10 protein-coding genes and 6 tRNA genes are annotated in these 14,864 nt (G+C 60.2%); 12 read left to right on the top strand and 4 right to left on the bottom strand.

From position 1 onward, the window contains the following. Positions 1-3: 3 nt before the first annotated feature. The 3 genes from ABFX35_RS16185 to dhbA are packed head-to-tail and all read left to right on the top strand — an operon-like array spanning position 4 to position 3,244. The gene (locus ABFX35_RS16185; RefSeq protein ID WP_346082174.1) at positions 4-1,632 is read left to right on the top strand and encodes a (2,3-dihydroxybenzoyl)adenylate synthase; all 1,629 of its coding nucleotides are present in this window, start codon (positions 4-6) and stop codon (positions 1,630-1,632) included. A gap of 2 nt (positions 1,633-1,634) precedes the next feature. After that, positions 1,635-2,489 carry an isochorismatase family protein gene (locus ABFX35_RS16180; protein WP_346082173.1) on the top strand — a complete coding sequence of 285 codons (855 nt, stop codon included), beginning with the start codon at positions 1,635-1,637 and terminating at the stop codon, positions 2,487-2,489. After that, positions 2,489-3,244 carry a 2,3-dihydro-2,3-dihydroxybenzoate dehydrogenase gene (gene dhbA / locus ABFX35_RS16175; protein WP_279024380.1) on the top strand — a complete coding sequence of 252 codons (756 nt, stop codon included), beginning with the start codon at positions 2,489-2,491 and terminating at the stop codon, positions 3,242-3,244. Before ABFX35_RS16180 ends, dhbA begins: the two co-directional genes overlap by 1 nt. A 218-nt stretch (positions 3,245-3,462) precedes the next feature. Here dhbA and ABFX35_RS16170 read toward each other — a convergent pair. From ABFX35_RS16170 to ABFX35_RS16155, 4 genes are all read right to left on the bottom strand, one after another. Next, a tRNA-Lys gene (locus ABFX35_RS16170) sits at positions 3,463-3,538 on the bottom strand. A 7-nt stretch (positions 3,539-3,545) separates the two neighbouring features. Beyond that, positions 3,546-3,621, bottom strand: a tRNA-Val gene (locus tag ABFX35_RS16165). Positions 3,622-3,654: 33 nt separating this feature from the next. Continuing rightward, a tRNA-Val gene (locus tag ABFX35_RS16160) sits at positions 3,655-3,730 on the bottom strand. A 22-nt stretch (positions 3,731-3,752) separates the two neighbouring features. Continuing rightward, positions 3,753-3,828, bottom strand: a tRNA-Val gene (locus tag ABFX35_RS16155). 293 nt (positions 3,829-4,121) lie between these two features. Here ABFX35_RS16155 and gltX point away from each other — a divergent pair. From gltX to odhB, 9 genes are all read left to right on the top strand, one after another. Beyond that, positions 4,122-5,537 (top strand): glutamate--tRNA ligase, encoded by a 1,416-nt coding sequence (gltX, locus tag ABFX35_RS16150; RefSeq protein WP_279027690.1) that lies wholly within the window; start codon positions 4,122-4,124, stop codon positions 5,535-5,537. A gap of 307 nt (positions 5,538-5,844) precedes the next feature. After that, complete coding sequence (gene speB, locus ABFX35_RS16145) at positions 5,845-6,795, top strand: agmatinase (protein ID WP_095847853.1); 951 nt, start codon at positions 5,845-5,847, stop codon at positions 6,793-6,795. Beyond that, positions 6,792-7,175 (top strand): YybH family protein, encoded by a 384-nt coding sequence (locus ABFX35_RS16140; protein ID WP_095847854.1) that lies wholly within the window; start codon positions 6,792-6,794, stop codon positions 7,173-7,175. Before speB ends, ABFX35_RS16140 begins: the two co-directional genes overlap by 4 nt. A gap of 37 nt (positions 7,176-7,212) precedes the next feature. Next, a complete protein-coding gene (locus ABFX35_RS16135) occupies positions 7,213-8,706 on the top strand; it encodes a purine-cytosine permease family protein (protein ID WP_346082172.1) in 1,494 nt (497 codons plus the stop codon). Beyond that, complete coding sequence (locus tag ABFX35_RS16130; RefSeq protein WP_279027694.1) at positions 8,703-10,139, top strand: aldehyde dehydrogenase family protein; 1,437 nt, start codon at positions 8,703-8,705, stop codon at positions 10,137-10,139. Before ABFX35_RS16135 ends, ABFX35_RS16130 begins: the two co-directional genes overlap by 4 nt. Positions 10,140-10,300: 161 nt before the next feature. After that, positions 10,301-10,376: transfer RNA gene (locus ABFX35_RS16125), tRNA-Ala, on the top strand. Positions 10,377-10,439: 63 nt separating this feature from the next. Then, a tRNA-Ala gene (locus ABFX35_RS16120) sits at positions 10,440-10,515 on the top strand. 410 nt (positions 10,516-10,925) lie between these two features. Continuing rightward, a complete protein-coding gene (locus tag ABFX35_RS16115) occupies positions 10,926-13,688 on the top strand; it encodes a 2-oxoglutarate dehydrogenase E1 component (protein WP_346082171.1) in 2,763 nt (920 codons plus the stop codon). Then, entirely contained in the window at positions 13,685-14,863 is a 1,179-nt protein-coding gene (gene odhB, locus ABFX35_RS16110; RefSeq protein ID WP_346082170.1) for a 2-oxoglutarate dehydrogenase complex dihydrolipoyllysine-residue succinyltransferase, read from the top strand. The genes ABFX35_RS16115 and odhB overlap by 4 nt, the downstream gene beginning before the upstream one ends. The last annotated feature ends 1 nt before the right edge of the window (position 14,864 follow it).

Below are 14,864 nucleotides of genomic sequence, written 5' to 3'. Positions count from 1 at the left end.
ATAATGAGCATTGCTTTTACCCCCTGGCCCGAAGAGTTTGCCCGCCGCTACCGCGAGTGCGGTTATTGGCTTGATCTGCCGCTGACCGACATTCTCGATCGGCAGGCTGAAAATGACACGGCGGCGCTGATTGATGCCCGTGGCAGCCTAAGCTACCGCCAACTGGCGCAGTATTCCACCAACCTGGCGGCGGCGTTGCAGCGCCGTGGGGTGCAAGCCGGCGATACCGCCCTGGTGCAGTTGGGCAACGACGTTGAGTTTTACGTGGTGTTTTTTGCCCTGTTGAAGATTGGCGTGGTGCCGGTTAATGCGCTGCCCAACCACCAACGCAGCGAGCTTGATGCTTACGCCACGCAGATTCGCCCCAGCTTGCTGATCGCCGATCGCCGCCACCCGCTGTTTGCCGATGACGATGTGCTGGCGGTCTTTTGCAGCCGCCATCCGTCATTGCGCGTGGTGGGGTTACACCATGCCGAGGGCGATGCGCGCGCGCTTGCCGCCTGGATGGCAGAAGATAGCCAGGGCTTTGTCGCCGCACCGTCCGCCGCCGATCAGGTGGCCTTTTTCCAGCTTTCCGGCGGCAGCACCGGCACGCCGAAACTGATCCCCCGAACCCACAACGACTATTACTACAGCATTCGCCGCAGCGTCGAAGTGTGTGGTTTTGACGCGCAGACCCGCTTCCTGTGCGCGTTGCCGGTGGCGCACAACTACCCAATGAGCTCGCCGGGCGTACTGGGCGTATTTTACGTAGGCGGGTTAACCGTGTTCGCCAGCGATCCAGACGCGGCGCAGTGTTTCCGGCTGATTGAACAGCACCGGATCACCGTCACCGCGCTGGTGCCGCCGGCCGTGACGCTGTGGCTGCAGGCGATAGACGAGTGGGGCAGCAATGCCGCATTGGCCAGCCTGCAACTGTTGCAGGTGGGGGGCGCCAAGCTGAGCGAAACGCTGGCGGCGCGTATTCCCGCCGAGATCGGCTGCCGGCTGCAGCAGGTCTTCGGCATGGCGGAAGGGCTGGTCAACTACACGCTGCTGGACGACGACGAACAGTATATGTTCACCACTCAAGGTAAACCGATGTCGCCGGGCGATGAGGTGTGGGTCGCCGACGATGAGGGCAACCCGTTGCCGCCGGGGGCCGTTGGCCGCCTGATGACGCGGGGGCCGTATACCTTCCGCGGTTATTACCAGAGCCCGGAGCACAACGCCAGCGCCTTTGACGAAAACGGCTTTTACTGCTCCGGCGATCTGATCAGCATCACCGAAGACGGCTATATCAAGGTACAGGGGCGGCAGAAAGATCAGATCAATCGCGGTGGGGAAAAGATTGCCGCAGAAGAGGTGGAAAACCTGCTGCTGCGCCACCCGGATGTGATCAACGCTGCGCTGGTGTCTATGCCGGATGCCCTGATGGGCGAAAAGAGCTGTGCCTATGTGATTGCTGCCCACCCCCTGAAGCCGGTGGTGCTGCGCCGCCATTTGCGTGAGCTGGGCGTGGCCGATTTTAAGTTGCCGGACCGCATTGTGCTGGTAGACAGCCTGCCGTTAACGCCGGTCGGCAAAGTGGATAAAAAACTGCTGCGTCAGAGCCTGGAAGCGCAGCAACAGCCAACGGCCCAAGGAGAGTAGTGATGGCCATTCCTAAAATTGACGATTATGCGCTGCCGACGCAGGAAGAATTGCCTGCGAATAAGGTGGGTTGGGTAGTTGAGCCGCAACGTGCTGCGCTACTGATTCATGATATGCAGCAGTATTTCCTGAACTTTTGGCGGGAAGACAGCCCGTTAATCAAACAGGTGGTGGAAAACACCGCCAATCTGCGCCGTTATTGCAAGCAGCTGGGGATCCCGGTGTTTTACACCGCGCAGCCCACCCAGCAGTCTGATGCGGACCGCGCGTTGCTTAACGATATGTGGGGCCCGGGCCTGAACGATCATCCGGATCAGAAGGCGGTGGTGGCGGCGCTGGCGCCGCAGGATGATGACACCGTGTTGACCAAGTGGCGCTACAGCGCCTTCCAGCGCTCGCCGTTGGAAGCGATCCTGCGGGAGTCTGGCCGCGATCAGCTGATTATCTGCGGCGTTTACGCCCATATCGGCTGCCTGACCACGGCGCTGGACGCCTTCATGCGCGATATCCAACCCTTTATGGTGGCGGACGCATTGGCCGACTTTTCACGTGACGAGCATCTGATGGCGCTACGCTATGCCGCCGGCCGCTGCGGCCGGGTGGTGACCACCGCCGAACTGTTGCCCGGCATCGCCAACAAAGACGCGCTGCGCCAACAGATCCTGCCGCTGCTTGATGAGGATAGCGAAGAGATGGGTAACGATGAGAACCTGATCGATTACGGTTTGGATTCGGTGCGTATTATGGAACTGGCGACCCGCTGGCGCAAAATCCGCAGCGATATCGATTTTGTCGCCCTGGCGAAAAATCCGACCATCGATGCCTGGTGGGCGTTACTGTCAGGGGGGAAAGCCTGATGAGCCAGTGGGATTTCAGCGGTAAACGCGTTTGGGTGACCGGCGCCGGCGCCGGCATCGGTCTGGATACCGCGCGTGCGTTTGTGAAGGCCGGGGCGCAAGTGATCGGCTTTGATCGCCATTTCGGCGATGACGATTACCCGTTCCGCACCGAGCTGTTGGACATTGCCGATGCGACGGCGGTTGATCGCACGTGTGCCCGTTTGCTGGCCGAACATGATGGGCTGGACGTACTGGTTAACGGCGCGGGCATTTTGCGCATGGGGTTGACGGATGAAACCAGCAGCGAGGATTGGCTGGCGTGCCTGGCGGTTAATGCCGGCGGTGCGTTCAACCTGTTCCGCCATACGCTGCCGGTGTTCCGCCGTCAGCGGCGCGGCGCCATTGTCAGCATTGCGTCCAATGCCGCGCATGTACCGCGCGTGGGGATGGCGGCTTATTGCGCATCCAAAGCGGCGTTACGCAGCCTGTGCCAGACCGTTGGGCTGGAGATGGCGCCGTATGGCGTGCGCAGTAATATTGTTTCGCCCGGTTCGACCAATACGCCGATGCAGCGGGGGATGTGGCAGGACGAAAGCGGCGAGCAGAAGACCATTAACGGCTTCCCTGAACAGTTCAAACTGGGGATCCCGCTGGGCAAAATAGCCCAGCCGCGTGAGGTTACCGAGGCGATCTTGTTTTTGGCTTCGGATCTCGCCAGCCATATCACCATGCAGGATATCGTGATTGACGGCGGGGCGACGCTCGCTGCCTGATGGGGTGATGCTGGCCGTTCCGTTATGGCGCTGCTTGCAGCGCCTTTATTATTGATAACGCAACCGGGCACGGCGGAAATAAAAAAACGCCTAAAGGCGCTTGTTGAACGGGGGAGTGAGGATAACTCGCGTTGCTGATCCTTGGGGCCGTCGCCGCAGGTTCGAATCGTTGAGTGCAGCGCATAGCAAAAAAGCGCCTTTAGGGCGCTTTTTTACATTGGTGGGTCGTGCAGGATTCGAACCTGCGACCAATTGATTAAAAGTCAACTGCTCTACCAACTGAGCTAACGACCCGCAGAAGTGGTGGGTGATGACGGGCTCGAACCGCCGACCCCCTCCGTGTAAAGGAGATGCTCTACCAACTGAGCTAATCACCCACTTCAGGGCTTCCGGGTTTGCATGAGTAATGATGGTGGGTGATGACGGGCTCGAACCGCCGACCCCCTCCGTGTAAAGGAGATGCTCTACCAACTGAGCTAATCACCCTCATACTCAATGCTTAACAAGATGGTGGGCGATGACGGGCTCGAACCGCCGACCCCCTCCGTGTAAAGGAGATGCTCTACCAACTGAGCTAATCGCCCCGTCTTGTTGGAGTCGCATTATAGGGATAGTTCAATGTGAGTCAACGCTTTTTAAAATGATTTCAACCGTTCGCCGCAAATTTAGACAGGCTGCGAACTTTATCGCCAGCGGCGCCGATTATTTGCACTTTAACGGCATAATCATGCCGGAATTTAGATGAAATTCCTGCTGGCAACCTTGCGTCGGCGTTGAGGAATTGCCTCGTGGTGATACAATGTTGCCCACTTTTTTCAATTCCGAGCATGTGTCGGCATCTGTCGGCGCGCATTGCGTAATAAGGCAAGTGATCCCAATGAAAATCAAAACCCGTTTTGCACCTAGCCCAACCGGCTACCTGCACGTCGGTGGCGCCCGTACCGCGCTTTACTCCTGGTTATACAGCCGCCACGCGGGTGGTGAGTTTGTGCTGCGCATTGAAGACACCGATCTGGAGCGCTCAACCCAGGATGCCATCGATGCGATTATGGATGGCATGAACTGGTTGAACCTGGATTGGGACGAAGGCCCGTATTACCAGACCAAACGCTTCGATCGTTATAACGCGGTGATCGATCAAATGCTGGAGCAGGGCACGGCCTACCGCTGCTACTGCTCTAAAGAGCGGCTGGAAGCGCTGCGCGAGCAGCAGATGGCCAACGGCGAAAAGCCGCGTTACGACGGCCGCTGCCGCGACGGCCAGTGCACTCACAGCGCTGATGAGCCGCATGTGGTGCGTTTTCGTAACCCGCAGGAAGGCTCGGTTATCTTTAACGATAAAATCCGTGGCCCGATCGAATTCAGCAACCAGGAGCTGGACGATCTGATCATCCGCCGCACCGACGGTTCGCCAACCTATAACTTCTGTGTGGTGGTGGACGACTGGGATATGGAAATCACCCATGTGATCCGCGGCGAAGACCATATCAACAACACCCCGCGCCAGATCAACATCCTGAAAGCGCTGGGCGCGCCGGTGCCGGAATACGCCCACGTTTCCATGATCCTGGGTGACGACGGTAAAAAACTCTCCAAGCGCCACGGCGCGGTTGGGGTGATGCAGTACCGTGACGACGGCTACCTGCCGGAGGCGTTGCTGAACTATCTGGTGCGCCTGGGCTGGTCCTACGGCGATCAGGAAATTTTCTCTATTGAAGAAATGAAAGCGTTTTTCACGCTGGAAGCGATCAGCAAATCAGCCAGCGCTTTCAACACGGAAAAGCTGCAGTGGCTGAACCACCACTACATTAACCACCTGCCGGCGGAGCAGGTTGCCGTGCACCTGGCGTGGCACGTTGAGCAACTGGGGATCGACACCCGCAATGGCCCGGAGCTGAAGGATATCGTCAAGCTGCTGGGCGAACGTTGTAAAACCCTGAAGGAAATGGCCGCTTCCTGCGTTTATTTCTATCAGGACTTCACTGAATTCGACGCCGACGCGGCGAAGAAACACCTGCGCCCGGTTGCGCGCCAACCGCTGGAAGTGGTGCGCGCCAAGCTGGCGGCGATCGCCGATTGGTCGCCGGAGAACGTGCATAACGCCATTCAGGGCACCGCCGATGAGCTGGGCGTGGGGATGGGCAAGGTCGGTATGCCGCTGCGCGTAGCGGTAACCGGCGCAGGCCAGTCACCGGGCGTGGACGTGACCGTGCATGCCGTTGGCCAGGCGCGTTCACTACAGCGTATTGACCTGGCACTGGCCTTTATTGCGGCGCGCGAAGCGCAAGCCTGATAGCCCGTGGTTGTGCCACAAGCCCTGCGGAGACATCCGCGGGGTTTTTTTATGCCTGCCGGGCAGGCACTGTGGCCGTTATCTGCCCGAAAACCGCTGCGCAGGGCCAAAAAAGCCGTTGTGGAAGACGCCATGATTCCTGATAAATATCAGCCGTTTTTCAAAAATAAGCGGTGCGTTTAGTTTTCAAATTACTGAACTGATTTTTTGTATTCTGCTATTTTTTAATCCCCGCCATCTATCGCACTATTTTCCTACTAATCGGGCCGGTGATGACCGGCAACAGTTGATGTGGGAGACAGCAACGATGGAAAACCAATATCACCAACCTCAGAACGGCAACGAAATGCCGCGTTTTGCCGGGCGTGCAACCATGATGCGCCTGCCTTATTGCAGCGGGCCGCAGGGCCTGGACGCCGCATTTGTCGGTATTCCGTTGGATCTGGGCACTTCCCAGCGTGCAGGCACACGTTACGGGCCGCGCCATATCCGCAGCGAATCGGTCATGATTCGCCCTTATAACATGGCCACCGGCGCCGCGCCGTTCGATTCCCTGCAAGTGGGGGACCTGGGGGATGTGCCGATCAATACCTATAGCCTGCTGAAGTCGGTGGATATCATCGAAGACTACTACACCGAGCTTAACAAATGGCCGCTGATCCCGCTGACGCTGGGCGGTGACCATACCATCACCTTACCGATCCTACGCGCGCTGGCGAAAAAGCATGGCCCGGTCGGCTTGATTCACGTCGATGCCCACACTGACACCAATGATGAGATGTTCGGCGAGAAGATCGCCCACGGCACCACCTTCCGCCGGGCCGTTGAAGAAGGGCTGCTGGATTGCAAACGCGTGGTGCAGATTGGCCAGCGCGCGCAGGGATACACCAGTGAAGACTTTCAGTGGGGCGTCGATCAGGGCTTCCGTCTGATCCCGGTTGAACAGTGTTGGTACCAAAGCATGACGCCGTTGATGGCGGATATACGCGCCCAGATGGGCGACGGCCCGGTATACCTTTCCTACGATATCGACAGCCTGGATCCCGCCTGGGCGCCCGGCACCGGCACGCCGGAAGTCGGGGGCTTGACCTCAATACAGGGGTTGGAAATTGTGCGTGGTTGCCGGGGGCTGCAACTGGTGGGCTGCGATCTGGTGGAAGTGTCGCCGCCGTATGATATCAGCGGCATGACCGCCCAGATGGGGGCCAATCTGCTTTATGAAATGCTTTGTGTGCTGCCGGGCGTGGTGCAGCGATGAGCCAGGTTAATGAGGTACAGGCTGCGGCGCAGCGCCTGGTGGCGGCATTCGCCCGTAACGACACGCCGGCTTATTTTGCCGCCTTCACCGAAGACGCCACCTTTATCCTGCACACCCTGGAAGCGCCGTTGCTAAGCCGCACCGCCTATTTGGCGCAGTGGACGGCCTGGCAAAACGCGGGCTTCAGCGTGCTGAGCTGCGTTTCCAGCAACGCACACGTGCAGGTGCATGGGGATGCGGCGGTATTCCATCATAACGTCGCGACCCGGATCAGGATTGCTGGGCAGGAGAGCCTGTTGAACGAGATTGAAACCATAGTGTTCAGGCGCACGCCGCAAGGCTGGCTGGCCTGCCACGAGCACTTGTCGGCCTGCAACTGAAATAACGGCGCAGCCCCTGAAGCAAGCAGAGGTAATTATGTCACAGTCAACCATGTCCATCGAAACCTTCGGGGTCGAGCAAATACCTGACGATCGGCGTGACGCCACGCCGTTGGATCTTTTCCGCCTGACCTTTGGCGGCGCCAATACCTTTGCCACCTCGGTGCTTGGCAGTTTTCCTATCCTATTCGGACTGTCGTTCCAGGCTGGCCTGATGGCTATCCTGATCGGCGTCGTGGTGGGGGCGCTGATCCTGGCGCCAATGGGGGTGTTTGGTGCGATCAACGGCACCAACAATGCAGTGTCCTCCGGCGCCCATTTTGGCGTTCACGGGCGCATCGTGGGCTCTTTTTTGTCGCTGCTGACGGCGGTGGCGTTTTTTTCGCTCTCGGTCTGGAGTTCGGGCGATGCCCTGATCGGCGGCGCCCGGCGCCTGGTGGGCGTGCCCGATAATGACATATCGCTTGGCCTGGCCTACGGCGTTTTTGCCGTGCTGGTGCTAACGGTGTGCATCTATGGCTTTCGCTTTATGCTGTGGGTCAACAAAATCGCCGTCTTCGCCTCCAGCCTGATGTTCCTGCTGGGGTGCTTTGCCTTCAGCGGCACCTTTGATTCCGGCTTTGGCGGCAGCCTGGCGTTGGGCGCGCCTGGCTTCTGGGCCGCGTTTATCGGCGCGGTACTGTTGACCATGAGCAACCCGATTTCATTCGGCGCTTTTCTGGGGGATTGGTCGCGCTATATCCCGCGCAGCACCCCCAAGATACGGATTATGGGGGCGGTGTTTGCCGCGCAGTTAGCCACGCTGATCCCGTTCCTGTTTGGGCTGTGCTCCGCCACGGTGGTGGCCACCCACGCGCCGCAGTACCTGGCGGATAACAACTACGTTGGCGGGCTGCTGGCCGTCTCGCCGGCCTGGTATTTCCTGCCGGTATGCCTGATCGCGATCATCGGCGGCATGTCTACCGGCACCACCGCGCTTTACGGCACCGGGCTTGATATGTCCAGCATGTTCCCCCGTTTACTTAGCCGCGTGCGGGCGACGCTGCTCATCGGCGTGGCCGCCATTCTGTTTATTTTTATCGGCCGTTTTGCCTTTAACCTGGTACAGAGCGTTTCCACCTTCGCCGTGCTGATCGTTACCTGCACCACGCCGTGGATGGTGATCATGATTATCGGGCTGGTTGAACGCCGCGGTTTCTACGACGCGGACGATCTGCAGGTCTTTACCCGCGGCCAGCGCGGCGGGCGTTACTGGTTTCACCATGGCTGGAACTGGCGTGGGCTTGGCGCCTGGATCCCCAGCGCGGGGATAGGGCTGTGCCTGGTCAATATTCCCGGGCAATTCGTCGGCCCGCTGGGCGAGCTGGCCGGGGGGATTGATATCAGCCTGCCGGTGACGCTGGGCCTGGCGGCGCTGGCCTATCTCGTCTTATTGCGTATCTTCCCGGAGCCGGCGGCGGTTTATCGCACCGCGCGCTGTGCGCCGCAGGCCAGCCTGAATAACCCGGAAATGACGGAGCCGTTGCCATGACTTATCCTCTCTATCTGAACGGCGAATGGCGCCAGGGCCGTGGGCCGACCATCACTGTATTCGAACCGGCGCAGGGCCGGCCATTGGCCGAGGTTTCCAGTGCGTCAACGGAGGATATTGATAACGCAGTGCGCGCCGCCCGTGCGGCGCTCCCGGCCTGGCGGCAAACGCCGGCCGCCGAGCGTGCGCGCCTGTTGCGTGGCTTTGCCGAGCAGCTTGGCCAGCGCCAGGCCGCGCTGGTTGAGCTGCAGATGCGCAATAACGGCAAGCCGCGCCATGAAGCGCAGGTGGACATTGACGATGCCATCGCGACCTTTGCTTACTATGCCGGCCTGGCTGAAACGCTGGACGCTCGCCAGAACGCCGGCGTTGAACTGCCGGCGCCCGGCTTTACGGCACGCCTGCGCTACGAGGCGCTGGGCGTGGTTGGCCTGGTGGTGCCCTGGAATTTCCCGTTGGTGACCAGCGCCTGGAAAATCGCGCCGGCGCTGGCCGCCGGCTGCACCGTGGTGTTGAAAACCTCCGAAATCGCACCGCTGGCCGAACTGGAATATGGCGCCATCGCCCATGAGCTTGGCCTGCCGCCCGGCGTGTTGAATATCCTTAGCGGCGATGGCAACGCCGGCCGGGCGCTGTGCCAGCATCCCGGTATCGACAAACTGTCATTTACCGGCAGCACCGCCACCGGCAGTGCGGTGATGCACGCTGCGGCGCAGCGTTGCCTGCCGGTAACGCTGGAATTGGGCGGCAAATCGCCCATCGTGGTGTTCGACGATTGCGATCTGCCGCAGGCTGTGGAATGGATCGTCGCCGGCATCTGTTGGAATGCCGGGCAAATGTGCTCGGCCACCTCGCGGCTGCTGGTGCAGGAGGGGATTGCCGATGCGTTATATGCCCGGTTGGCGGCGGCCTTGCAGGCCCTGCGGGTTGGCGATCCCCACACTGATGATGTCGACATGGGGCCGATGGTCAGCGAGCGGCAGTGGAACACTGTACAGGCGTATTTTTCCGTTGCGTGCGATGAGCAACTGCATTGCCTGGCGGGTGGGGAAGCGCTGCCGCCGCCCGGCTGGTTTATCGCCCCGACGTTCTACGCTGACGTGCCGCCGCACAGCCGGTTGTGGCGGGAAGAAATTTTCGGGCCGGTGATTTGCGCGCGGCGCTTTAGCGACGAAGCCGATGCCGTTCGCCAGGCCAACGACTGCGACTATGGGCTGGTGGCCACCGTGGTTAGCGGCGACACGGCGCGTGCCGAACGGGTGGCTGATGCGCTGGAGGTGGGGCATGTGTGGATTAACTCGCCGCAGGCGGTGTTTGTCGAAACCTCGTGGGGTGGTACCAAGGGCAGTGGTATCGGCCGTGAACTGGGGCCCTGGGGGCTGGCGGCCTATCAATCCGTCAAGCATGTCACCAGCAAAAGCTGGGGCGGCTGAACGCTGCCGACACTCTCAGCCGCAGGCGGCGAATTTGTGATTAAATGCCCTGATTTGGCGGCTTTTTCAGCGCTTGAGGGGGGAATTCAATTTAGCCGTTGACATGGTTTATCGGGTTTCATATTATGCGCCCCGTTCACAGCACAAAGTGATTGTGGAACGGGGCTATAGCTCAGCTGGGAGAGCGCTTGCATGGCATGCAAGAGGTCGACGGTTCGATCCCGTCTAGCTCCACCAACCTTTCTTCTCAGGTAGGGTTGGTTGATACCGTAAACACCGGTTAATGTGTACCACATCTGTGGGGCTATAGCTCAGCTGGGAGAGCGCTTGCATGGCATGCAAGAGGTCAGCGGTTCGATCCCGCTTAGCTCCACCAAAATTTAGAAAGCCGGCCTGGGTATTAGCGCCGTTCATTCACTCAAGCAAGACTTGATGCTGAACGCGAAATCAGGCGGGACATAAGCACCGAATGAGTCTCTCTTCGGTGCTTTTTTCATTTTATCAACGCCAACACACGGCAGCGCGCATTAACCGTTGTTTCCGCGCCCGCCTTGGCAACCCCACAAGCGCCTTCTACCGCGTGCGGAAACAGCACCCAGCCAGCGTATGGCTGTGCTTCGTTCCGCTCAGCCAACCCGCCACTGTCACCTTTTCCGCCATATCCACCCGATAAAAATCCAATAAATCATCTATTTTTCAAACAATTAAATAGTTCTCCATTCTGGTATGAATTCTGCAAAGCCAGGGGTGTTATTCGCTTTTCCCGATAACCATAAGGAGAAAAAGATGGAATCACCCTCTCTGTATTCTGCGGCGCTATTTAACGGAGAAAATGCCGGCTTTCTTGACCAACAATACCGGCGCTGGCTCGATGCCCCGGAACAGTTCGCGGAAGACTGGCAGCAACTCTTTGCACAAACTGAAAGCGCCAATCCCCTTGGCAGTAACGCGGCTGCGCAAAAACCTGTTTGCGCATCGGCGCTGAAAAAACAGATTGCCGTTACTCTGCTCACGCAGGCGATCCGTCACAAAGGCCACCTGCACGCACGTCTCGATCCGCTTGGGCTGCAGCCTGTCCCGCAAATCCGGCAGCTCAATCCGCAAAGTTGGGGGCTGGAAGCCGCGGATACGCAGCAAGCCTTTGATGTCACCTTTGGCGGCCAACAGGCCAGCATGCCGCTGCATCAGATCCTTTCCCTGTATCAAACGGCCTGGTGCGGCACCACCGGTTACGAAGTGATGCATCTGGAAGATGCCGGTGAAATTGATTGGCTGATGAGCCGGATAGAACAATCGGCTCCCGCCGCGGCCACGGCGCCCGAGAAACTGGCGCGCCTGGAACTTCTCACCCGCGCCGAAGCCCTTGAGCGTTACCTGCACACCCGCTATGTCGGGCAAAAGCGCTTCTCGCTGGAAGGCGGCGAAAGCACCATTCCGGCTATTCACGCCCTGATCGCGCAGCTAAGCCGCCTGGGGGTGGAGGAATTGGTGATCGGTATGGCGCACCGTGGGCGGCTGAACGTCCTGGTTAACGTGATGGGTAAATCTCCCGCTCTGCTGTACGCCGAATTTGAAGGCAAGCAGCCGCAGTTGCCCGGCTCCGGGGATGTGAAATACCATCTCGGTTACGCCAGAAATATTGAAACGGCGCACGGCGCCATGCACCTGTCGCTGGCCTGTAACCCCTCGCACCTGGAGATCGTCAACCCGGTGGTGCAGGGCCAGGTTCGGGCCCGCCAGGATCGGCGCAGCGACGCCGCTCGCCAACAGGTTGCCGCGCTGTTGATCCACGGCGACTCCGCGTTGGGTGGGCTGGGCGTCAACCAGACCACCTTCACCCTGGCCGCCACCCGCGGTTACACCACCGGGGGCACGGTACATCTGGTGATCAACAACCAGATCGGCTTTACCACCTCCCAGCTGCAGGATATGCGCTCATTCCGCTACTGTACCGATATCGCCAAAGGCGCCGGCATGCCGGTGTTACACGTCAACGGCGATGACGTGGATGCGGTTTGCCGGGCCATGAACCTGGCGGCGGAGTGGCGCCAGACCTTCCATAAAGATATCGCCATCGATCTGGTGTGTTTTCGCAGACACGGCCATAACGAAAGCGACGAGCCACGCCTGACGCAGCCGCAGATGTACCAGGCCGTCGATAGCCATCCCGGCGTGCGCAGCCGCTATGCCGATAAACTGGTTCAGCAGGGCGTGCTAAGCCAGCAACAGTCCGTGGCGATGGCGGCGGCGGCCCGGGAATGGCTGGATAACCCCGCCGCGGAGCAGGATGCCAGCCACCGCTGGGACACGTTCGATCAGCATGGCTGGCGCCCGATTACCGGCACCCAGGTATCCCGTGAACGGATCGCCGGGTGGGGCGACAGGCTGTCTTGCGTACCGCCTGGATTCACCGTGCACCCTACCGTCAAGCGCCAACTGGCGCAGCGCAGGGCGATGTCCCTGGGCGACCAGCCGGTAGACTGGGGCATGGCGGAGGCGCTGGCGTGGGCCTCCCTGGTTGAAGAAGGCTACCGGGTTCGCCTTTCCGGTGAAGACGCCGGCCGCGGCACCTTTAGCCATCGCCATGCGGTGTTGCACGATCAGCAGCAGGCCGGCAGCTACATCCCGCTGCAGCACATCAGCCCCCAACAGGCGGCCTTTGAGGTGATTGATTCCGTGCTCAATGAAGAGGCGCTGCTGGCTTGGGAATACGGCTACTCCACCAGCGCCCCGGACGCGTTGACTATCTGGGAAGCCCAGTTTGGCGATTTCGCCAATGGCGCTCAGGTCGCTATCGACCAGTTCGTCTGTTCCGGCGAAACCAAATGGCAGCGCTACAGTGGGCTGACTATCATACTGCCTCACGGCTACGACGGGCAGGGGCCGGAGCACTCGTCCGCGCGCCCGGAACGCTGGCTCCAACTGTGTGCGGAAAACAACATGCAGGTGGTGATGCCCAGCGAATCCAGCCAGATGTTCCATCTGCTGCGCGGCCAGGTTATACGCCCGATGCGCAAACCGCTGATTATTTTGATGAGCAAGCGTTTGTTGCGCGCCAAAGCCGCAATGAGTGAGCTCGCCCGTTTCACCGACGATAGCTTCCGCCCGGTGATTGGCGATCCGCTCAACCTGCCGGCAAAACAGATCCGGCAGGTGATCCTTTGCAGCGGCCAGGTGTATTACGACGCATTGGATGCCCGCCAGCAGCGCGGCCTGGATGACAGCGTCGCCATTATCCGCCTCGAACAGATCTATCCGTTCCCGACCGAAGCGCTTGCCGCCTTGCTGGCGCCGTTACGCCACTGCCAGCATTGGGTATGGCTACAGGAAGAGCCGGAAAACCAGGGCGCCTGGCGGCAGATTCATCATCACTTGGTCGCGCTCTCCCTGGGCGGCCGCTGGCGCTATGCGGGCCGCCCAGCCGCCGCTGCACCGGCCACGGGCTATGGCGCAGTACATCGCCAGCAAATCACCGACTTCCTCAACGACGCGTTTGCCCCAGGTATGCAGGAAGTGGAGAAAAAAATAACTGCGGGAGCAGAACAATGATTGAAATTACCGCCCCACAACTTCCTGAATCCGTTGCCGAAGGTACCCTGACCCGCTGGTGTAAGCAGCCCGGAGAGGCAGTTAAGCGTGACGAAGTGCTGGCTGAACTGGAGACTGACAAAGTGATCCTTGAGATCCCGGCCCCGCAGGATGGCATCCTTAGCGATATTGTCTGCCCGGAGGAGGCCACCGTGGCATCCGGCCAGTTGCTGGCTCATCTGCAGCCGCAGACCGCCGCCGCCGTGGCGGCCGATGTGGCCCCGGCGCCAGCCGCCCCCGAACCGGCACCGTCGGCCGCGCCGCCGGTGATGCCGGCAGCGCGTCAGGAAGCGCTGCGCCAGGGCATCGCGCCGGAACAGGTAGCCGGCAGCGGCAACGGCGGCCGGGTATTAAAAGAAGACGTGGCGCACGCCGCCGCAGCGGTAAACAGGTCGGCCAGCGCGCCCGCGCCGGTGGCAGTGGAAGCCCCCGTGGCGCGTGGCGTGCGCCGTGAGCCGATGTCCCGGCTACGCGCCCGCGTGGCGGAACGGTTGCTCGCCTCCCAGCGCGAAAACGCCATCCTGACCACCTTCAACGAAGTGAATATGCAGCCAGTGATGGCGCTGCGCCAACGCTGGAAAGAGCGCTTCGCCGAAAAACACGGCGTAAAACTGGGGTTTATGTCGTTCTTCGTGAAAGCCGCCACGTATGCGCTGCGTGAATTTCCCATTCTCAACGCCAGCGTCGATGGGCAGGAGATTATCTGGCACGACTATTGTGACGTCGGCATTGCCGTCAGCAGCCCCCGCGGGCTGGTGGTGCCGGTGCTGCGCGACACCCAGCACATGTCGATTGCCGATATTGAGCGCCAGATTGCTGATTACGCCACCCTGGCCCGCACCGGCAAACTGCCCCTTGAAGCGCTGCAGGGCGGTACCTTTTCAGTCACCAACGGCGGTACGTTCGGCTCAATGATGTCCACGCCGATCATTAACCCGCCGCAGTCCGCCATTTTGGGCATGCACGCCATCACCCCGCGCGCCGTTGTGGAGAACGACGCCATTGTGATTCGGCCCATGATGTATCTGGCCCTAAGCTACGACCACCGCATTATCGACGGACAGGAAGCGGTACAGGCGCTGGTATTGATACGTCGGCTGCTGGAAGCGCCGGAACGTTTTTTACTGGATCTTTAAA

Source organism: Gibbsiella dentisursi (genome assembly GCF_039539505.1).
Taxonomy (GTDB): Bacteria; Pseudomonadota; Gammaproteobacteria; order Enterobacterales; family Enterobacteriaceae; genus Gibbsiella; species Gibbsiella quercinecans.
The sequence above is the reverse complement of the archived record's forward strand: the minus strand, read 5'-3'. Positions and strand labels throughout refer to the sequence as shown.